This is a genomic window from Streptomyces sp. NPDC059850 (genome assembly GCF_042731515.1).
Lineage (GTDB): Bacteria > Actinomycetota > Actinomycetes > Streptomycetales > Streptomycetaceae > Streptomyces.
On the sequence record NZ_JBHWJI010000013.1, the window covers coordinates 59302 to 79300 of the forward strand.

At 72.1% G+C, this 19999-nt stretch carries 21 protein-coding genes and 1 pseudogene; 20 read left to right on the forward strand and 2 right to left on the reverse strand.

What is annotated here, in order from left to right; all coding sequences use genetic code 11:
• Window positions 1–402: 402 nt before the first annotated feature.
• Window positions 403–1962 carry a signal recognition particle protein gene (gene ffh, locus ACFV9T_RS13190; RefSeq protein WP_385439397.1) on the forward strand — a complete coding sequence of 520 codons (1560 nt, stop codon included), beginning with the start codon at window positions 403–405 and terminating at the stop codon, window positions 1960–1962.
• Window positions 1963–2149: 187 nt separating this feature from the next.
• Here the strand turns inward: ffh and ACFV9T_RS13195 are convergent, their stop codons facing one another.
• Window positions 2150–2995 (reverse strand): SAM-dependent methyltransferase, encoded by an 846-nt coding sequence (locus tag ACFV9T_RS13195; protein WP_385439399.1) that lies wholly within the window; start codon window positions 2993–2995, stop codon window positions 2150–2152.
• A gap of 298 nt (window positions 2996–3293) precedes the next feature.
• On the opposite strand from ACFV9T_RS13195, the gene proS reads away from it, so the two are divergent.
• The 18 genes and pseudogenes from proS (at window position 3294) to ACFV9T_RS13285 (ending at window position 17954) form a co-directional block, all read left to right on the forward strand.
• A complete protein-coding gene (proS, locus tag ACFV9T_RS13200) occupies window positions 3294–4709 on the forward strand; it encodes a proline--tRNA ligase (RefSeq protein ID WP_385439401.1) in 1416 nt (471 codons plus the stop codon).
• 257 nt (window positions 4710–4966) lie between these two features.
• Window positions 4967–5560, forward strand: coding sequence for a hypothetical protein (locus tag ACFV9T_RS13205; protein ID WP_009714740.1), 594 nt, complete (start codon window positions 4967–4969; stop codon window positions 5558–5560).
• Window positions 5561–5715: 155 nt separating this feature from the next.
• Window positions 5716–6159 (forward strand): 30S ribosomal protein S16, encoded by a 444-nt coding sequence (gene rpsP / locus ACFV9T_RS13210; RefSeq protein ID WP_385439403.1) that lies wholly within the window; start codon window positions 5716–5718, stop codon window positions 6157–6159.
• Window positions 6160–6161: 2 nt separating this feature from the next.
• Entirely contained in the window at window positions 6162–6401 is a 240-nt protein-coding gene (locus tag ACFV9T_RS13215) for an RNA-binding protein (RefSeq protein ID WP_003958958.1), read from the forward strand.
• Window positions 6402–6484: 83 nt separating this feature from the next.
• A complete protein-coding gene (gene rimM / locus ACFV9T_RS13220) occupies window positions 6485–7036 on the forward strand; it encodes a ribosome maturation factor RimM (RefSeq protein WP_385439405.1) in 552 nt (183 codons plus the stop codon).
• Window positions 7033–7875: a tRNA (guanosine(37)-N1)-methyltransferase TrmD gene (gene trmD, locus ACFV9T_RS13225; protein WP_385439407.1), complete on the forward strand. Its 843-nt coding sequence runs from the start codon at window positions 7033–7035 to the stop codon at window positions 7873–7875. Before rimM ends, trmD begins: the two co-directional genes overlap by 4 nt.
• 133 nt (window positions 7876–8008) lie before the next feature.
• On the forward strand, window positions 8009–8359 hold the full coding sequence (rplS, locus tag ACFV9T_RS13230) for a 50S ribosomal protein L19 (protein ID WP_055557941.1): 351 nt from the start codon (window positions 8009–8011) through the stop codon (window positions 8357–8359).
• A gap of 62 nt (window positions 8360–8421) precedes the next feature.
• Window positions 8422–9207: a signal peptidase I gene (gene lepB, locus ACFV9T_RS13235; RefSeq protein WP_385439408.1), complete on the forward strand. Its 786-nt coding sequence runs from the start codon at window positions 8422–8424 to the stop codon at window positions 9205–9207.
• A pseudogene (lepB, locus tag ACFV9T_RS13240) lies at window positions 9200–10307 on the forward strand (signal peptidase I); the annotation flags it as partial. The gene lepB (ACFV9T_RS13235) and the pseudogene lepB (ACFV9T_RS13240), both read left to right, overlap by 8 nt.
• A complete protein-coding gene (gene lepB / locus ACFV9T_RS13245) occupies window positions 10207–11247 on the forward strand; it encodes a signal peptidase I (RefSeq protein WP_385439409.1) in 1041 nt (346 codons plus the stop codon). The pseudogene lepB (ACFV9T_RS13240) and the gene lepB (ACFV9T_RS13245), both read left to right, overlap by 101 nt.
• Before the next feature lie 90 nt (window positions 11248–11337).
• Complete coding sequence (gene lepB, locus ACFV9T_RS13250) at window positions 11338–12093, forward strand: signal peptidase I (RefSeq protein WP_385439410.1); 756 nt, start codon at window positions 11338–11340, stop codon at window positions 12091–12093.
• Window positions 12094–12103: 10 nt separating this feature from the next.
• Window positions 12104–12622, forward strand: a complete 519-nt coding sequence (locus ACFV9T_RS13255; RefSeq protein WP_385439611.1) for an NUDIX hydrolase — start codon at window positions 12104–12106, stop codon at window positions 12620–12622.
• A gap of 39 nt (window positions 12623–12661) precedes the next feature.
• On the forward strand, window positions 12662–12970 hold the full coding sequence (locus ACFV9T_RS13260) for a DUF2469 domain-containing protein (RefSeq protein ID WP_009714730.1): 309 nt from the start codon (window positions 12662–12664) through the stop codon (window positions 12968–12970).
• A 142-nt stretch (window positions 12971–13112) separates the two neighbouring features.
• Entirely contained in the window at window positions 13113–13472 is a 360-nt protein-coding gene (locus tag ACFV9T_RS13265) for a YraN family protein (protein ID WP_385439411.1), read from the forward strand.
• Entirely contained in the window at window positions 13473–15095 is a 1623-nt protein-coding gene (locus ACFV9T_RS13270; protein ID WP_385439412.1) for a YifB family Mg chelatase-like AAA ATPase, read from the forward strand.
• The gene (dprA, locus tag ACFV9T_RS13275) at window positions 15095–16348 is read left to right on the forward strand and encodes a DNA-processing protein DprA (RefSeq protein ID WP_385439415.1); all 1254 of its coding nucleotides are present in this window, start codon (window positions 15095–15097) and stop codon (window positions 16346–16348) included. Before ACFV9T_RS13270 ends, dprA begins: the two co-directional genes overlap by 1 nt.
• Before the next feature lie 129 nt (window positions 16349–16477).
• Entirely contained in the window at window positions 16478–17311 is an 834-nt protein-coding gene (gene whiG, locus ACFV9T_RS13280; protein WP_358621081.1) for an RNA polymerase sigma factor WhiG, read from the forward strand.
• A 103-nt stretch (window positions 17312–17414) separates the two neighbouring features.
• The gene (locus tag ACFV9T_RS13285) at window positions 17415–17954 is read left to right on the forward strand and encodes a TetR/AcrR family transcriptional regulator (RefSeq protein WP_385439613.1); all 540 of its coding nucleotides are present in this window, start codon (window positions 17415–17417) and stop codon (window positions 17952–17954) included.
• Here ACFV9T_RS13285 and ACFV9T_RS13290 read toward each other — a convergent pair.
• Window positions 17908–18690: a M23 family metallopeptidase gene (locus tag ACFV9T_RS13290; RefSeq protein WP_385439418.1), complete on the reverse strand. Its 783-nt coding sequence runs from the start codon at window positions 18688–18690 to the stop codon at window positions 17908–17910. The genes ACFV9T_RS13285 and ACFV9T_RS13290 overlap by 47 nt on opposite strands.
• A 316-nt stretch (window positions 18691–19006) precedes the next feature.
• Between ACFV9T_RS13290 and rpsB the strand changes: the two genes are divergently transcribed.
• Entirely contained in the window at window positions 19007–19933 is a 927-nt protein-coding gene (gene rpsB / locus ACFV9T_RS13295; protein ID WP_385439420.1) for a 30S ribosomal protein S2, read from the forward strand.
• The last annotated feature ends 66 nt before the right edge of the window (window positions 19934–19999 follow it).

Below are 19999 nucleotides of genomic sequence, written 5' to 3' on the forward strand. Positions count from 1 at the left end.
GGGCGGAGACGCCCCAGCCCCCAGCCGCTCCGGTGTTTGGGGAGTCGGGTGCGGGGCGGGGATACCCCACCTCCAGCCCTCCGGCGATTGAGGAGCGGGCCCTGGGGTGAAGGTGCCCCACCCCAGCCCCTGCGGTGTTTGAGCGGCTGGGGACCTGGGGGCGGAGACGCCCTTGTCCCTGGCCCTGCGGTGTTTGAGGTGTCGGGTCCGGGGCGGATGTGCCCCGCCTCCAGCCCCTCCGGCGATTGAGGAGCGGGGTCCGGGGCGGGGCCCCGGTTCGGGAAGGGGCGGGGTGGGGGAATGCCGCGTCGTGCGCCCGGGGGCAGACCGTTACCTCGGCGTGCGGATACCCTTGGAGGCCGACCGCCGACCCGACATCCGACCGAAGGATTCGCGACCACCGTGTTCGATACCCTCTCCGATCGCCTCGCAGCGACTTTCAAGAACCTCCGGGGCAAGGGCCGCCTCAGCGAGGCGGACATCGACGCGACGGCACGCGAGATCCGGATCGCCCTGCTCGAGGCGGACGTCGCGCTGCCCGTCGTACGGGCGTTCATCAAGCAGGTCAAGGAGCGCAGCCTCGGCGCCGAGGTCTCCCAGGCGCTGAACCCGGCCCAGCAGGTCATCAAGATCGTCAACGAGGAGCTGATCGGCATCCTCGGCGGCGACGCCCGCCGCCTCCGCTTCGCCAAGCAGCCCCCGACGGTCATCATGCTCGCGGGCCTGCAGGGCGCCGGTAAGACGACGCTCGCCGGAAAGCTCGGCCGCTGGCTGAAGGGCCAGGGCCACGCGCCGCTGCTCGTCGCGTGTGACCTCCAGCGCCCCAACGCCGTCAACCAGCTCTCGGTGGTCGCCGAGCGCGCGGGCGTCGCGGTGTTCGCGCCGGAGCCGGGCAACGGCGTCGGCGACCCGGTGAAGGTCGCCAAGGACTCCGTCGAGTTCGCCAACACCAAGCAGCACGACGTCGTGATCGTCGACACCGCCGGCCGCCTCGGCATCGACGAGGAGCTGATGCGTCAGGCCGCGGATATCCGCGACGCGGTCAGCCCGGACGAGGTCCTGTTCGTCGTCGACGCGATGATCGGCCAGGACGCGGTGAACACCGCCGAGGCGTTCCGCGACGGCGTCGGCTTCGACGGCGTGGTGCTCTCCAAGCTCGACGGCGACGCGCGCGGCGGTGCCGCGCTGTCCATCGCGCATGTCACCGGCCGTCAGATCATGTTCGCCTCCAACGGCGAGAAGCTGGACGACTTCGACGCGTTCCACCCGGACCGCATGGCGTCCCGCATCCTCGGCATGGGCGACATGCTCAGCCTCATCGAGAAGGCCGAGCAGACCTTCAGCCAGCAAGAGGCCGAGAAGATGGCGGCCAAGCTGGCGAAGGGCCCCAAGGAGTTCACGCTCGACGACTTCCTGGCGCAGATGGAGCAGGTCCGCAAGATGGGCTCCATCTCCAAGCTGCTCGGCATGCTGCCGGGCATGGGCCAGATGAAGGACCAGATCAACAATCTGGACGAGCGGGACGTGGACCGCACGGCCGCGATCATCAAGTCGATGACGCCGGGCGAGCGCCAGGACCCGAACATCATCAACGGCTCCCGCCGCGCCCGTATCGCCCGGGGTTCCGGCGTCGAGGTGAGCGCGGTCAAGAACCTGGTGGAGCGGTTCTTCGAAGCGCGCAAGATGATGTCGAAGATGGCCCAGGGCGGCGGCATGCCGGGGATGCCCGGGATGCCGGGCATGCCCGGCGGTGGCGCCACCAAGCGCAAGGGCAAGCCGCAGAAGAAGGTCAAGGGCAAGCAGCGCTCGGGCAACCCGCTCAAGAGGGCGCAGCAGGAGCGGGAGGCTGCCGAGCGCAAGGCGTCAGGCCAGCAAGGCGGCGCGTTCGGCGCACCTGGTGGTCAGGGTGCGGAGGACTTCGAATTGCCGCAGGAGTTCAAGAACTTCCTTCCCCCGAAGTGAGGCTCTTGGGTGGGGCGCACGTGCGCCCCACCCAAGAGCACCCCGCAGAGCGGCGGGGAGCGGCGCTTCATCGGGTTGCCGCACCGCTGGTTGCCCGGATCACCTCCGCGATGGCGGAGAGCAGATCGCGTTATCTCCGGACGTGAGCTCCAACGAGCGTGTGTACGAATGGGTTACGCCCGCACCCTCACACCCGGGCGATCAGATACCGCAATACGTTCGGCATCCACACCGTCCCGTCCGGACGCTGATACGGATGCAGCGCCTCCGCTATCTCCTTGCGCACCTGCGTCGGATCGGTCGCCCGCTCCGCCGCGTCGAACAGCCCCGTAGAGAGCAGTCCGCGCACCGCGCTGTCCAGGTCGGCGTACCCGAACGGGCAGGCCACCCGCCCCGATCCGTCCGGCCGCAGCCCGGCCCGCTCGGCCAGCGTCTCCAGGTCGTCCCGGCCGCACGGCCGCCAGCGCGCCGGGGCGCACATCGGGTCGGCGAGCCGGGCCCCCACCCGCAGCACCGACGAGGTGGCGCACCGCTCCGGCGGACCCCACCCGGCCAGCACCACCGCGCCGCCGCGCTCGGCGAGCGCCGCGGCCGCCGTGAGCGAGGAGGCCGCCGCGCCGGGCCCGCCGGGGCCGCCCGCCGCCGGGGCGGGCAGTGGCTCGAAGGCGGTCACGACCGAGAAGCGCGCGGTCGCCGCCGCCTCCCGCGCGCACGCCGACTCCGGACCGCCGGGCCCCAGCCGCACCGGGCCGCCCAGCCGCTCCCGCGCCAGCGCGAGGCGCGGCTCGTCCGTGTCGACCCCGCAGACGTCGGCGCCGCGCCCGGCCGCCATGAGCAGGGCGAGCCCCGAGCCGCAGCCCAGGCCCAGCAGCCGTGTGCCGGTGCCGACGTCCAGCCGTTCGTACACGGCCTCGTACAGCGGCACCAGCATCCGTTCCTGGATCTCCGCCCAGTCGCGGGCGCGGGCGCGTGGGTCCGCCGTGCGCGGTGGGGAGGGGTGCGGGTGGCGCCGCCGTACGAGCGTAGATGTCATCGAAAGGGCCCCAATCAGCGAAGAGCAGTGCCGTCGTCAGATCCGCCGTTGTGCGCCAGAGGGTGCCGTGTGGATTGTGCCGGGCTCTTCCACAGGGCACCCGCTCGTCGCGTCCCACCCCCGTATGCCAGAGAACTCCGCATCCGTCCCCGCGTCCAGAGCTTTCACGGCCGTGCTTGCGTGCCCCCTCCGTGCGCCCCCACGCACCCTCGCGTTCGCCCCGCTCCCCAGGCGCCCCCGCCCCGCCCCGGGAGAAAATCGCCGCGGCTCGCCGCGCCGCCGCCGTACGATCGGCGCCATGGTCAAAGCACCCGTTCTCACCCCACGTGCGGTGGATTTTCCGCGTTGGTACCAGGATGTGATCAGCAAGGCCGAGCTGGCCGAGAACGGTCCGGTGCGCGGCACCATGGTCATCCGACCGTACGGATACGGGCTGTGGGAGCGGATGCAGGGCGATCTGGACGCCCGGATCAAGGCGGCGGGTGTCCAGAACGCCTACTTCCCCCTCTTCATCCCGCAGTCGTATCTGACCCGGGAGGCCGAGCACGTCGAGGGCTTCGCGCCCGAACTCGCGGTCGTCACCCACGGCGGCGGCAAGGAGCTGGAGGAGCCGGTGGTGGTCCGGCCCACCTCCGAGACGATCGTCAACGAGTACTTCTCGAAGTGGGTGCGGAGCTACCGCGATCTGCCGCTGCTGATCAACCAGTGGGCCAATGTGGTGCGTTGGGAGCTGCGGCCCCGGCTGTTCCTGCGGACGACCGAATTCCTCTGGCAGGAGGGCCACACCGCGCACGCCACGTACGAGGACGCCCGCGAGTTCGCCGCCCGCATCCACCGCGACGTCTACGCCGACTTCATGGAGAACGTGCTCGCCATGGACGTCGTCCTGGGGCGCAAGACCGACCGGGAGCGCTTCGCGGGCGCCGTCAACACCCTCACCCTGGAAGGGATGATGGGCGACGGCAAGGCGCTGCAGCTGGGCACCAGCCATGAGCTGGGGCAGAACTTCGCGCGCGCCTTCAACACCCGCTATCTGTCCCGGGACGGCGAGCAGGAGCTGGTCTGGCAGACCTCCTGGGGCAGTACGACCCGCCTGGTCGGCGCGCTGGTGATGATGCACGGCGACGACGACGGGCTGCGGCTGCCGCCCCGGCTGGCCCCCGTCCAGGCCGTCGTCCTCGCGGTCAAGGGCGACGACGCGGTGCTCGCCGCGGTCCGCGAGACCGCTGACCGGCTGGCGGCGGCGGGAGTGCGGGTCCAGGTCGACGACCGCACCGACGTCCCCTTCGGCCGCCGCGCCGTCGACTGGGAGCTGCGGGGCGTACCGGTGCGCGTCGAGATCGGCCCGCGCGACCTGGCGGCCGGGACCGCCACCCTCGCCCGGCGCGTTCCGGGCGGCAAGGAACCGGTGCGCGCCGACCTGCTGGCCGAGGCGGTGCCGAAGGCGCTGGAGGAGGACCAGGCGCTGCTGCTGCGCCAGGCGCGGGAGCGCCGCGCGGCGCGCACGGTGGAGGCGCGGACCGTGGAGGAGGCCGCGGAGGCGGCGGCCGCGGGCGGCTGGGCGCGGATCCGGTGGGCCGATCTAGGCCCGGAGGGCGAGGCCGCGCTCGCCGAGCGGGCGGTGTCCGTACGGTGTCTGGTCGCCGAGGACGGGGCGGTGCCGGACGCTGATGACGCGCCAGGTAACGTCGCCTTCGTGGCACGCGCCTACTGAGGGCGCGGGACCGGTGAGCCGGTGCCGACGGTGCACGGGCCCTCCCGGCGGTGTACGGGCCCGCCGCGGGTCCGGTGTCTACGGGCCGGGCCGTACATGGCGGTACGTACCGCCTTGGTGCGCCGTGGGCGGCTCATCCATGCATGTGCGCACCCGCCCTCGTCGCGACGCATCAGCGCTGAACTGACTGGTACGTGCAAATTATTTGAGATGCCCCGGAATCGGAACACCGGGCGGCTCCTGCTCGTTAGCACGACGTGAGCACGACACCACCTGTACTCGCCGCAGAGCTGGCACAGGCGTGGGCCGACATTCAACGGCACCACCCCGAGCTGCCAGATCTAGCCGCGCCCGAATCGCTGATCGGAGAGTCGTCGTCCGCATGTGGCGCCGAGCTCTCCTTCGAACGGCTGCTGCACGAGGCAGTCCACGGCATCGCCGCCGCCCGCGGTGTCCGTGATACCTCGCGCGCCGGCCGCTACCACAACCGCCGGTTCCTGGCGATCGCCGAGGAGCTGGGTCTCGACCACTCCGAGGAACCGCATCCCAGCAGTGGCTTCTCGCTGGTCACCCTCAGTCCCGAGGCGAGAAAGCGCTACCGGACCACGATCGACCGGCTGCACCGCGCCCTCAAGGCGCACACCGTCGCGACCGCGGCCGAGACCTCCCGCGCCTTCCGCGGGCCCGCGGCACGGCACGGTTCGTCCGGGGGCGGCGTCCGCGTCAAGGCGGTGTGCGACTGCGGGCGGAACGTTCGCGTGGTTCCGTCGGTGCTGGCCCAGGCGCCGATCATGTGCGGCGGCTGCGGGAAGCCGTTCCGTATTCCGGACGCGGTGGCCGCGGTCGGGTGACCTGCCACGGTGTGGCAGAATGGTCCGCTGTACTCGACAGTCGACCAGGACCCCTCTCTCCTCCGGCTGACGCGTCCATCGGGCACTCGGGTACCGCAACCCCACGCGGCACTTCGCAGTGCTCAACCACGTCAAGACCAGGAGACACCACTCCCGTGGCAGTCAAGATCAAGCTGAAGCGTCTGGGCAAGATCCGTTCGCCTCACTACCGCATCGTCGTCGCCGACTCCCGCACCCGCCGTGACGGCCGGGCGATCGAGGAGATCGGCCTGTACCACCCGGTGCAGAACCCCTCGCGCATCGAGGTCGACTCTGAGCGTGTGCAGCACTGGCTGAAGGTCGGCGCCCAGCCGACCGAGCCGGTGCTCGCCATCCTGAAGGTCACCGGCGACTGGCAGCAGTTCAAGGGCCTGCCCGCCCCGGCCCCGATGAAGGTCGCCGAGCCGAAGGCCGACAAGCGCGCCCTGTTCGAGGCCGCGGCCAAGGACGCCGGTGACGAGCCGAAGGGTGAGGCCATCACCCCGAAGGCGAAGAAGTCCGAGAAGAAGTCGGACGAGGCGGCCGAGGCCGCTGAGTCCACCGCGTCGACCGAGGCCTGAGGATGCTCGAGGAAGCCCTCGAGCATTTGGTGAAGGGCATCGTCGACAACCCCGACGACGTGCAGGTCGCCTCGCGCAACCTGCGTCGCGGACGCGTGCTCGAGGTCCGGGTGCACCCCGATGACCTGGGCAAGGTGATCGGCCGTAACGGCCGCACCGCCCGCGCGCTGCGCACCGTTGTGGGCGCCATCGGCGGCCGTGGCATCCGCGTCGACCTCGTCGACGTGGATCAGGTCAGCTGAGAGGCGATCAATAGGAGCACCGGCACGGGCCGGGGAGGGCTTTGGGCCGTCCCCGGCCCGTGTGCGTGAAAGGGACATGCATCGTGCAGTTGGTTGTCGCGCGGATCGGCCGTGCCCATGGCATCAAGGGCGAGGTCACCGTCGAGGTGCGTACGGACGAGCCCGAGCTGAGGCTCGGCCCGGGCGCCGTGCTGGCCACCGAGCCCGCCTCGGCCGGACCGCTGACCATCGAGACCGGCCGCGTGCACAGCGGCCGGCTGCTGCTGCGCTTCGAGGGGGTGCGGGACCGTACGGGCGCGGAGGCGCTGCGCAACATCCTGCTCATCGCGGAGGTCGATCCCGAGGAGGTCCCGGAGGACCCCGAGGAGTTCTACGACCACCAGCTGATCGACCTCGACGTGGTCACCGTGGACGGCACGGCGGTCGGCCGGATCTCCGAGATCTCCCACCTGCCGTACCAGGACCTGCTGATCGTGAAGCGGCCCGACGGCGGCGAGGTGATGATCCCGTTCGTCTCCGAGATGGTGCCGGAGATCGATCTGGAGGAGCAGCGCGCGGTCGTCGACCCGCCGCCGGGACTGCTGGACGAGGCCGAGGCGGAGATCGCCACCGGCGGTGAGGACGCGTCGTCATGAGGCTCGACGTCATCACGATCTTCCCGGAGTACCTGGAGCCGTTGAACGTCTCGCTGGTCGGCAAGGCCCGCGCCCGCGGCGTACTGGACGTCCGCCTGCACGACCTGCGCTCCTGGACGCACGACCGGCACAACACGGTGGACGACACCCCGTACGGCGGCGGCCCGGGCATGGTCATGAAGCCCGAGCCGTGGGGCGAGGCGCTGGATACGGTCATCGCGTCGGGCGAGGGCGAGGGGCTGCCCAAGCCGACCCTGGTGGTGCCCACGCCGAGCGGCCGCCCGTTCACCCAGACCCTCGCGGTGGAGCTGTCCGAGCGCCCCTGGCTGGTCTTCGCACCGGCGCGGTACGAGGGCATCGACCGGCGGGTGATCGAGGAGTACGGGGAGCGGCTGGAGATCCACGAGGTCTCCATCGGCGACTACGTCCTGGCGGGCGGCGAGGCCGCGGTCCTGGTGATCACGGAGGCCGTCGCCCGGCTGCTGCCCGGTGTGCTGGGCAACGCCGAGTCGCACCAGGACGACTCCTTCGCCCCCGGCGCGATGGCCGATCTGCTGGAGGGGCCCGTCTACACCAAGCCCCCCGAGTGGCGCGGCCGGGGCATCCCGGAGGTGCTGGTCAGCGGCCATCACGGCAAGATCGCCCGGTGGCGCAGGGACGAGGCGTTCCGCCGCACCAGCGCCCACCGCCCCGATCTGATCGAGCGCTGCGACCCGGCGACGCTCGACAAGCACGACCGCGCGCTCCTGGCCGATCTCGGCTGGGAGGAGCTGCCCGGGGCGGGCGAAACCGGGGGACGGGCCCGATTTGGGCGGCCGGACCGGCCCGTGGAAGAATAGGCCGCTGCCGTACGTCCGGGTGTGCGCCCCTGCCACAGGGGGACCGACGCTCGCCCGATGAGGGCGGCACTCCGAATCAACATTCCGATATGCCGCTGATGACCTGTGGCATCAGCGAAGAAAGCAGACGATCATGACTCACCTGCTCGACAACGTCGACTCCGCGTCGCTGCGCAGCGACATCCCGACGTTCCGCCCCGGCGACACGGTCAACGTGCACGTCCGCGTCATCGAGGGCAACCGCTCGCGTGTCCAGCAGTTCAAGGGCGTCGTCATCCGCCGCCAGGGCTCCGGCGTGCGCGAGACCTTCACCGTCCGCAAGGTGAGCTTCAGCGTCGGCGTCGAGCGCACCTTCCCGGTGCACACCCCGATCGTCGAGAAGATCGAGGTCGTCACCCGCGGTGACGTGCGCCGCGCGAAGCTGTACTACCTGCGTGACCTCCGCGGCAAGGCCGCGAAGATCAAGGAGAAGCGCACCCGCTGACTTTTGTGCGACTACTGAGCTAGCGTCGGATGCCCCGGCCGGGCCGGATAGGCTCAGGCCCGATGGACATCGAAGGACGGCTCGCGGAGCGCGATCGCTCCTCCTGCTCCGACCCGGAGCACGAGGAGCGATCGCGCTCTTCGCATACCCCGGAGCGGCCGCCGTGGCGGCGGGCGGCGCTCCTCGCGGCCGTCTCCATGGCGCTGGTGCTGCTGGTGAGCGGGTTCGTGGTGCAGCCGTTCCTGATCCCCAGCGGCTCGATGGAGAACACCCTGCGCCCGGGGGACCGGGTGCTGGTGAACAAGCTCGCCTACCGTTTCGGGGACGATCCGCGCCGTGGCGACGTTGTCGTCTTCGACGGCACCGGCTCCTTCCTGCGAGAGGGGCCGTCCGGGAACCCGGTGACCGGTGCGCTGCGCACGGCGGCCGCGGCGGTCGGTCTCGCCGAGCCCGCCGAGACCGACTACATCAAGCGCGTGGTGGGCGTCGGCGGTGACCGGGTCGTCTGCTGCGACAAGCGGGGGAGGATCGAGGTGAACGGCCGGCCCGTGAACGAGGACTATCTGTACCCCGGGGACAGCGCCTCGCGGGTGCCGTTCGACACCGTCGTGCCCGAAGGGCGGCTGTGGGTGATGGGCGACCACCGCAGCGCCTCCCGGGACTCCCGCGACCACCTCGGCGAGCCGGGCGGCGGCACCGTCCCCGTGGACCAGGTGATCGGGCGGGCCGACTGGATCGGCTGGCCGTTCGGCCGCTGGTCCCGCGTCAGGGGCGCGGAGGCCTTCGCACACGTCCCAGGACCCGGCGGTGCGCAGGGCGCGGCGGTCCCCGGTGGTGCGCATGGGTAACCGCGGACGCCCCCGTTCCGGCACCCGCCGGGCGGGGCCATCTCCCTCTCCCACGCCCTCTCCCACGCCCGCTCCCGACGGTCCGCAGCGCGAACCGGGGCAGCGGCGGCTGGCCACGCGCGCGGAGCGGCGCCGGGTGCAGCAGCGGATCAAGCGCAGAAGACGCCGTTCCGCGGTGCGGGAGATACCGATCCTGATCGGTGTGGCGCTGGTGATCGCGCTGGTCCTCAAGACCTTCCTGGTCCAGGCGTTCGTGATCCCGTCCGGCTCGATGGAGCAGACGATCAAGATCGGCGACCGGGTGCTGGTCGACAAGTTCACCCCGTGGTTCGGCTCCAAGCCGACCCGCGGGGACGTGGTGGTGTTCAAGGACCCCGGCGGCTGGCTCGAGGACGAGCGGAAGCCGCCCAAGGACGATCCGCCGGTCATCAAGCAGGGCAAGGAGTTCCTGACCTTCATCGGTCTGCTGCCCTCGTCGGACGAGCAGGACCTGATCAAGCGGGTGGTCGCCGTCGGCGGCGACACGGTGGCATGCTGTGACACGAACGGCAGGGTCACGGTCAACGGGACACCGCTGAACGAGTCGTATCTGTACCCGGGGAACGCGCCGTCGCAGCGCAAGTTCAAGGTGACCGTCCCCGCGGGGCGGATGTTCATGATGGGCGACCACCGGTCCAACTCGGCGGACTCCCGGGTGCACCTCGGCGAGGCGTACCAGGGCACCGTCGCGGATGAGAGCGTGGTGGGCCGGGCCGTGGTGATCGCCTGGCCGTTCGGCCATATGCGGCAGCTGGAGGAGCCCGGAACGTACGCGTCCGTGGCGGGCGCGCCGAGCGGGGCGACACAGGTGAGCGGTGCGCCGCATAGGCTGTCCCCCATGGATCAGCAAGGAATGATCCAGCTCCCGACCCCTGCGGAACTCCCGCTCGTTATGGGAGTGGTGGGCCTGCGCCGTTCGTGGAGCAGGCGGCAGCGGCGTGAGGAGTGAATGTGGGGGACTTGGCGGTCGGAGCGCGCTCCGGTCACGAAGAGCCCGAGAGGCGGCCCGGTACGAGCGGAGAGGGGACCGCGGACCAGGCACCGGAAGCGCCCGGGGCGTCCCCGGCACCGGGCGGCGCCCCCGAGGCCGGACCGGCTGACACCCCGCCCTCCGGCCCTTCGGGACCGCCTGGTCCGGGGCCCGGGCCCGGGCCCGGCGCGGAGCGGGAGACCGGCTCCGAGGAGGCGAGCAAGGCGGCCGGGGCCGGGCGGCGGCCCGCGAAGGGGAAGAAGGTGCGCTCCTTCTGGAAGGAGCTGCCGATCCTGATCTTCATCGCGCTGGTGCTGGCGCTGCTGATCAAGACCTTCCTGGTGCAAGCCTTCTCCATTCCGTCCGACTCGATGCAGAACACGCTGCAGCGGGGCGACCGGGTGCTGGTGGACAAGCTCACTCCGTGGTTCGGCTCGAAGCCGGAGCGCGGCGAGGTGGTCGTCTTCCACGACCCGGGCGGCTGGCTCGGCGAGACCCAGACGCAGGACGCGGGCCCGATCGCCGAGGGCATCCAGGAGGCGCTGAGCCGCGTCGGCCTGATGCCGTCCGCCGATGAGAAGGACCTGATCAAGCGAGTGATCGCGACCGGCGGGGACACGGTCTCGTGCCGGCGCGGCGGCAAGGTGATGGTCAACGGCAAGCCGCTGGACGAGCCGTACATCTTCCCCGGGAACACTCCGTGTGACGAGAAGCCGTTCGGTCCGATCAAGGTGCCCAAGGACCGGATCTGGGTGATGGGCGACCACCGCCAGGACTCGCTGGACTCCCGCTACCACCAGAACTTGCACAACGGCACGGTCTCGGTGGACGACGTCGTCGGGCGCGCGATCGTGGTCGCCTGGCCCATCAACCGCTGGTCCGCCCTGTCGATCCCGGGCACCTTCGAGCAGCCGGGGCTGAGCGCGGCGGCCTCCATGGCCCCCTCGGCGCTCGGGCTCGCGGGCGCGGTGCCGCTCGTGCTGTGGCGTCGTCGCAGGCAGGCGGCGAAGGTGCGGGGGACGGCTGACTGACGCCCGTACCGCGGGTAAGGTGCGATCCCGTGCCATGGGGCATGCGGAACATGGCCTTCTATGTCTGCTGGACACGGTGGGAGCACTGGAATGAGCGATGCCCGAGGGGCGGGGGGCAGCAGGCTGGGCGCCGTGCTGTCCGGGCTGGCGGTGGCCGTCGGCTGTGTGCTGTTCCTGGGCGGCTTCGCCTGGGGTGCGGTGCTCTACAAGCCGTACAGCGTCCCGACCGACTCGATGTCGCCGACCATCGGCAAGGGCGACCGGGTGCTCGCGGAGCGCATCGACGGCGGTGAGGTGCGCCGCGGTGATGTGGTCGTCTTCCAGGACGAGATCTGGGGCGCCCTGCCGATGGTGAAGCGGGTCATCGGGGTGGGCGGTGACAAGGTCGTGTGCTGCGACAAGCAGAACCGCATCACCGTGGACGGCAAGGTCCTCGAAGAACCGTATCTGCAGGCCAAGGAACCGGCCTCGATGACCCGGTTCTCCACCACCGTGCCCAAGGGGCGCCTGTTCCTCATGGGCGACCACCGCAGCGACTCCCTCGACTCCCGGGTGCACCTCGGCGACAGCAGCCATGGAGCCGTCCCCACGGATGCCGTGACGGCCCGGGTGGACGCCACCGCCTGGCCGCTGGGGGCCTTCGGCATGATGGGGCGCCCGGAGGTGTTCAAGGAACTGCCGGGCGGGGTCTCGCAGCCCGGTCCGCTCCGGATCGTCCTGGTCTCGGTCCTGACCGGCGCCGTGCTCATCCTGGGAGGCGCGGCCTACGGACCGGTCGCGCGCCGGATGGGAGGCGGCACCACCCGGCGGGACGAGACGCGGGAGAAGGTGGCGGCCAGTGGCTGACGGGACTGGCATGGCTGACGGGGCCGACGAGGCCGGTATGGAGGCGACGCCGCTGCGGAAGGTCGCCCGGGTGGTGCTGCTCGATCCCCAGGACCGGATCCTGCTGCTGCACGGCTTCGAACCGGATGACCCCTCGCTGACCTGGTGGTTCACCCCGGGCGGCGGGCTGGAGGGCGACGAGAGCCGCGAGCAGGCCGCCCTGCGCGAGCTGGCGGAGGAGACCGGGATCACCGATGTCCGGCTCGGCCCGCTGCTGTGGCGGCGCACCTGCTCCTTCCCGTTCTACGGCCGCCGCTGGGACCAGGACGAGTGGTACTACCTGGCCCGTACGGAGCAGACCACCACGCGCCCCGAGGGGCTGACGGAGCTGGAGCGGCGCAGTATGACCGGGTTGCGCTGGTGGACGGTGGAGGAGCTGGCCGGGGCGACCGAGCCGGTATACCCGACCCGGCTCGTGGGACTGTTGCGTACGCTGCTGGAACAGGGACCGCCCAGTACACCGGTGATCCTGGAGACTGAGCGCGTCTGACGCACAATGGGGGGACGCACGGCTGAAGGGGAACATGCCATGAGCGCCGAGGACCTCGAGAAGTACGAGACCGAGATGGAGCTGAAGCTCTACCGGGAGTACCGCGATGTCGTCGGTCTGTTCAAATACGTGATCGAGACCGAGCGCCGCTTCTATCTCACCAACGACTACGAGATGCAGGTGCACTCGGTCCAGGGTGAGGTCTTCTTCGAGGTGTCGATGGCGGACGCCTGGGTCTGGGACATGTACCGACCGGCGCGGTTCGTCAAGCAGGTACGCGTACTCACGTTCAAGGACGTGAATATCGAGGAGCTGAACAAGAGCGACCTCGACCTTCCGGGGGGCTGATCTTCCGGACCCGGCCGTCCGTGGCTGACTCACTCTTCCGGGTGGCTGAGTTCTCCACCGGCGGCGGGCCGTCCACAGAAATCCACCAAGATCCCTGAATTCGGGGCGGGGGCGTCACAGTCGGTGCCGGAGGTGGTGCCGAATGAACGCCCGGGGAGCATTGGGCCGCTACGGCGAGGATCTGGCGGCGCGTCGGCTGGCCGAGGCCGGTATGACCGTCCTGCAGCGCAATTGGCGGTGCCGGGACGGCGAGATCGACATTGTCGCGCTGGACGCCGGGGCGCTGGTCGTCTGCGAGGTCAAGACGCGTCGCGCGGAGGGGTACGAACCTCCGGCGGCGGCGGTCAGGCCCGGCAAGGCCGACCGGCTGCGCCGCCTCGCCGAGCGCTGGCTGGAGCGGCACGGCGGGCCGCCGCCCGAGGGCGTGCGGATTGACCTGGTGGGCGTGGTGCTGCCGCGGCGCGGCGGGCCCGTGGTCGAGCACCTGCGGGGGGTGGCCTGAATGGGGTTCGCCCGCACCTGCTCGGTCGCCCTGGTCGGGGTCGAGGGCGTGGTGGTCGAGGTCCAGGCCGATCTGGAGCCCGGCGTGGCCGCCTTCGCCCTGGTCGGCCTGCCCGACAAATCCCTGGTGGAAAGCCGGGACCGGGTCCGCGCCGCCGTGGTCAATTCCGGTGACGCCTGGCCGCAGAAGAAGCTCACGGTCGGGCTCAGCCCGGCGTCCGTCCCCAAGGGCGGCAGCGGCTTCGACCTGGCCGTGGCCTGCGCGGTGCTCGGCGCGGCCGAGCGCATCGACCCACGGGAGATCGCCGATCTGATGATGATCGGGGAGCTGGGCCTGGACGGCCGGGTCCGGCCGGTGCGCGGGGTGCTGCCCGCCGTGCTCGCGGCCGCCGAGGCCGGATACCGGCAGGTCGTCGTCCCGGAGCAGACCGCGGCCGAGGCATCTCTGGTGCCGGGCGTCTCGGTGCTCGGCGTGCGGAGCCTGCGCCAGCTGATCGCGGTCCTCACCGACGAACCGGTCCCCGAGGAGGACGAGCCGCTGGAGGCCGGGCGGCCCGATCCCATGCTGGCGGGGCTCACGATGCCCGGCGCGGGCATGGGCACCGGAGTGGCCGCGCTCCCCGGGGCCGGGGCGGGGCGGCCCGATCTGGCCGAGGTCGCCGGGCAGCGGGCCGCGCGCACCACGCTGGAGGTCGCCGCCGCCGGGGGCCACCATCTGTTCCTCGTCGGGCCGCCGGGCGCGGGCAAGACCATGCTCGCCGAGCGGCTGCCCGGGCTGCTGCCGCCGCTCACCCAGCAGGAGGCGCTGGAGGTCACCGCCGTGCACTCGGTGGCCGGGGTGCTGCCACCGGGCCAGCCCCTGGTGGAGGCACCTCCGTACTGCGCGCCGCACCACTCGGCGACCATGGCCGCCCTGGTCGGCGGCGGGAACGGGCTGCCACGGCCGGGCGCGGTCTCGCTCGCCCACCGGGGGCTGCTCTTCCTGGACGAGGCGCCGGAGTTCAGCGGCCGGGCGCTGGACGCCCTGCGGCAGCCGCTGGAATCGGGCCATGTGGTGGTCGCCCGCTCGGCGGGCATGATGCGCATGCCCGCGCGCTTCCTCCTCATGCTGGCCGCCAACCCCTGCCCCTGCGGGCGGCACGGGCTGCTGGGGGACGGCTGTGAATGCTCGCCCTCGACGGTCCGCCGCTATCAGTCGCGGCTGTCCGGCCCGCTGCTCGACCGGGTCGACCTGCGCGTCCGTGTCGAGGCGGTGAGCCGGGCCGAGCTGACCGGGGCGCGCGGCACGGCGGAGAGCACCGCCGAGGTCGCGGCCCGGGTGCGCGAAGCCAGAGAGCGGGCCGCCGCGCGCCTCGCGGACACCCCCTGGCGGCTGAACAGCGAGGTGCCGGGCCATGAGCTGCGCACCCGCTGGCAGGCCTGCCCCGGGGCGCTCCGGGAGGCCGAGCGCGACATGGAGCGGGGGCTGCTCACCGCCCGTGGCTTGGACCGGGTGCTGCGGGTCGCCTGGACCGTCGCCGACCTCGCCGGGCACGACCGGCCGCTGGCGCCGGATGTCGCCCAGGCCCTCCAGCTGCGCACCGGAGTGGTCCGCGGGGTGCCGGTCGGCGCGGGGGAGTGCTGATGGCCGCCTTCCCGGCGGGAGGCCGGGTCGCGGCGCCCCGGCCGTCACCGGCCATGGACCCCGGGCCGGGCGTGGGCGACGGGGAGCGGTTGGCCCGCGCGGCCCTCACCCGGCTCGTGGAGCCCGGCGACGAAGCGGTGGGGCGCTGGTTGCGCGGGCTGGGGCCGGTCGGTCTGTGGCGGGCGCTCACCGGGGAGGCCGAGCCGCCGCCCGGGGCGAGCCCGTCCCGGCTGGCCGGATGCGCGCTGCGGGCCGCCGGGCTCGACCCGGCGGCCGACCTCGCCCTGATCGCCGCCCGGGGCGGGCGGTTCATCTGCCCCGGGGACATGGAGTGGCCCGGTCAGCTCGACGACCTGGGGGACGCTCGCCCGGTCGGGTTATGGGTGCGGGGCCCCGCGTCGCTGCGCATGTGGGCGCTGCGCTCGGTCGCCGTGGTGGGGGCGCGCGCCTGCAGCGACTACGGCGCGCATGTCGCGGCGACGATGGGCGCCGGGCTCGCCGAGCGGGGCTGGGTCGTGGTCTCCGGCGCGGCCCAGGGGGTGGACGGCGCGGCGCACCGCGGGACGCTCGCCGTGGGCGGGGCCACCGTGGCCGTGCTCGCCTCCGGCGTGGACACCCCCTATCCGCGGGGGCACGCCGAGTTGATCGAGCGCATCGCGGAACAGGGGCTGGTACTGGCCGAGTTGCCGCCCGGCGCGCATCCCACCCGCAGCCGCTTCGTGCTGCGCAACCGGGTCATCGCCGCGCTCACCCGGGGCACGGTCGTCATCGAGGCCGAGTACCGCAGCGGATCGCTGGTGACCGCCCGCCGGGCACAGCAGCTCGGCCGGTCCACCATGGGCGTGCCCGGCCCGGTCACCAGCGGGCTCTCCGCGGGGGTCCATGAACTGCTGCGCGGCGAGGCCGTCCTGGTCACCGACGCCGACGAAGTCGCCGAGCTGATCGGCGCCATCGGGGACCTCGCCCCTGTCCGGGAAGGGCCCCTCGTCGAGCGGGACCTCCTCGATCCCGTGACGGCACGGGTGCTGGAAGCGTTGTCGGCACAGGGCGGCAACGACGGACGTGAGGTGGCCAGGGATTCCGGGACGAGCTGTGAGGAGGCCGTGGGCCGGCTCTATGAACTGCTCGCCCTGGGTTTCGTCGAACGCCATGGCGACCGCTGGCAGTTGGCGCCGCCCGCACGCCGTAGTGACGGCACACGGCGAGGCGATCCCCCAAATCGGGGCAATCGGGTGAAAGGGTTGAGGCGATGACCGTATCCGCAGACCGCCGAGTCGACGCCCTTCGCATACCGCGACGCCGCAGTCACGCTACGCTCACAAGGTTTCCGGTGGAAGCGTACGACCTCACCCATGTCATGGCAGAACGGCTCAAGGCGACGAATGCCCCAGCACATCTCCGGGTCTGACCGCGCGGCGCCGCCCGCTGCCCGCGGCGCGGTGCGCCCCGCGGCACCGTCCTCGCTCGACGAGCTGTGGCGGTCGTACAAAGCCACGGGCGACGGGCGGCTGCGGGAGCAGCTGATCCTGCACTACTCGCCCCTGGTGAAATACGTGGCCGGGCGGGTCAGCGTCGGGCTGCCCTCCAACGTCGAGCAGGCCGACTTCGTCTCGTCCGGTGTCTTCGGACTCATCGACGCCATCGAGAAGTTCGACCCCGAGCGCGCCATCAAGTTCGAGACCTATGCCATCACCCGCATTCGCGGTGCGATGATCGACGAACTGCGGGCGCTGGACTGGATCCCGCGCTCGGTCCGCCAGAAGGCCAGGGCGGTCGAGCGGGCGTACGCCACGCTGGAGGCGGCGCTGCGCCGCACCCCCAGCGAGGCCGAGGTCGCCGCCGAGATGGACATCAGCGTCGACGAACTGCACGGGGTCTTCAGCCAGTTGTCGCTGGCCAACGTGGTCGCCCTGGAGGAGCTGCTGCACGTCGGCGGCGAGGGCGGCGACCGGCTCAGCCTCATGGACACCCTGGAGGACACCGCCGCGGACAACCCGGTCGAGGTGGCCGAGGACCGGGAGCTGCGCCGGCTGCTCGCCCGCGCCATCAACACCCTTCCGGAGCGGGAGAAGACCGTGGTCACGCTCTACTACTACGAGGGGCTCACCCTGGCCGAGATCGGCCAGGTCCTCGGGGTCACCGAGAGCCGGGTCAGCCAGATCCACACCAAATCCGTGCTCCAGCTGCGCGCCAAACTCGCCGACGTCGGACGCTGAATCGTCCCGCCGGGATCGCCGCCGCCGTGACGTGAACGTGACGTCTCCGTACAGTGGTGGCGTGCCCAGGATTCGAGCGGCCTCAGTGGCCGAGCACCGGACGATGCAGCGCGGCGCCCTGCTGGAGGCCGCCCGCTCCTTGCTGTCCGAGGGCGGTACGGAGGCGTTGACCTTCCCCGCACTCGCCGAGCGCACGGGCCTCGCCCGCTCGTCCGTCTATGAGTACTTCCGTTCCCGCGCGGCTGTGGTCGAGGAGCTGTGCGCCGTCGACTTCCCGGTCTGGGCCGCCGAGGTCGAGGCCGCCATGGAGGCGGCCGGTACGCCCGAGGCGAAGGTCGAGGCGTATGTGCGCCGACAACTCGCCCTCGTCGGCGACCGCCGCCACCGTGCGGTGGTGGCGATCTCGGCTGGTGAGCTGGACGCGGGCGCGCGCGAGAAGATCCGCGCCGCCCACGGCGGGCTGATCGGCATGGTGGTCGACGCCCTCGGTGCCCTCGGCCATCAGCAGCCCCGACTGGCCGCGGTGCTGCTGCAGGGCGTCGTGGACGCCGCGGTCCGCCGCACCGAACTGGGGGCCGCCGAGGACCCCGAGCGCATCACGGAGGCGGCGGTCGCCATGGTCCTGAACGGCGTGCGCGGCTGACACCCGAGGTCCCGCCGCCGCGCGCCCAGCGGGCATGGGCGCGCAGGCGGCGTCCGGCGTAGGCGGCCGCGGCCGCCAGCGCCGTGGCCGGTACCAGGCCCGACGGTCCGGTGGGGGAGGCGGCCGCCGCCAGAAGCGGGCGCGACCCGGCGATTCGCGGAGGTGGCGCCGCCGCGGACTCCCCGGCGGCCGGGACGCCGAAGACCGGCAGCAGCCGGGACGGGCCGCCCCTCAGCATCGACGGCGGCAGCAGCGACAGCGGATCCAGATAGCGGTCCCCGCGCCGCAGCCCCCAGTGCAGACACCCCGCCGCGCAGTGGAACGGCCCCGCCTCCACCACCCCGACCACCTGCCCCGCCGCCACCCGCGCGCCCCTGGCGACCGTGGCCCGCACCGGTTCGTAGGACGTCCGCAGCGGGGGCTTTCCGGTCCCGGACAGCTCGATGGTGAGCACCCCGCGCCCCGCGACCGGCCCCGCGAAGCTCACCCGCCCCGCGCCCGCCGCCCGCACCGGCTGCCCCGCCCGCGCCGCCAGATCGACCCCGCGGTGGCCCGCCGCCCACGGCGCGGGCGGCGGGCGCCACGCCCTCAGCACCGCAGGCCGCGCCGCCCCCGCCGGGCCCGCCACCGGCCATGACCGGCCCTCGGATCCCGGGGCCGCCACCGCGGCCGGGGCCCGCACCACACACATCAGAACGCACAGGGCAAGAGCCCACACCGCACCAAGCCGTCGCATGTCACCCACGGTGACGCCAATCGCCGCATCCGGTGGATCATGGACGCGAACTGGGGACTACCCACGGGTTGTGGATATCGCCGTCACCCGGCACCGCACGGGTCCCGTACACTTCTTATGGCGATCCGGGTCACCGGATCGACTTCGCACGCCCCGCCGCCGACGCCCCGAGCATGTATCGGCAGCACGGCGGCCGCGCCCCTCGGTCCTCGGACGAGCCCCCTACCAGGGCCCTCGTTCGTGGCAGGCGCGCCGGGGCGTCAGGAGCGGCGGCCGCCCGGCCGCCGTGGAACCGAGTACCTCAAGGAGTACGGCCATGGCCGTCGTCACGATGCGGGAGCTGCTGGAGAGCGGCGTCCACTTCGGGCACCAGACCCGCCGCTGGAACCCGAAGATGAAGCGCTTCATCTTCACCGAGCGCAACGGCATCTACATCATCGACCTGCTCCAGTCGCTGTCGTACATCGACCGCGCCTACGAGTTCGTCAAGGAGACCGTCGCCCACGGCGGCTCCATCATGTTCGTCGGCACGAAGAAGCAGGCGCAGGAGGCGATCGCCGAGCAGGCGACCCGCGTCGGTATGCCGTATGTCAACCAGCGCTGGCTGGGCGGCATGCTGACCAACTTCTCGACTGTCTACAAGCGCCTGCAGCGCCTCAAGGAGCTGGAGCAGATCGACTTCGAGGATGTGGCCGCCTCCGGCCTCACCAAGAAGGAGCTGCTGGTCCTCTCCCGCGAGAAGGCCAAGCTGGAGAAGACCCTCGGCGGTATCCGCGAGATGCAGAAGGTGCCGAGCGCCGTCTGGATCGTGGACACCAAGAAGGAGCACATCGCCGTCGGTGAGGCGCGCAAGCTCCGCATCCCGGTGGTCGCGATCCTCGACACCAACTGCGACCCCGACGAGGTCGACTACAAGATCCCGGGCAACGACGACGCGATCCGTTCCGTCACGCTGCTCACCCGCGTGATCGCCGACGCCGTCGCCGAGGGCCTCATCGCCCGCTCCGGTGTCGCCACCGGTGACGAGAAGGCCGACAAGGGCGCGGCGGCCGAGCCGCTGGCCGAGTGGGAGCGCGACCTGCTCGAGGGTGAGAAGAAGGCCGACGAGCCCGAGGCCAAGCCGGCCGAGGCCGTCGAGGAGAAGCCCGCCGAGGCCGTCGCCGAGACGCCGGCCGAGGACGCGAAGCCGGTCGAGGACGCGAAGCCCGCCGAGGCCCCGGCCGCGGACGCCGAGCAGGCCTGACCTACGCAGACGGTGTACAACGGCGGGGGACGGTGCGGTGGCACCGCCCCCGTCGTTCACCCGTAG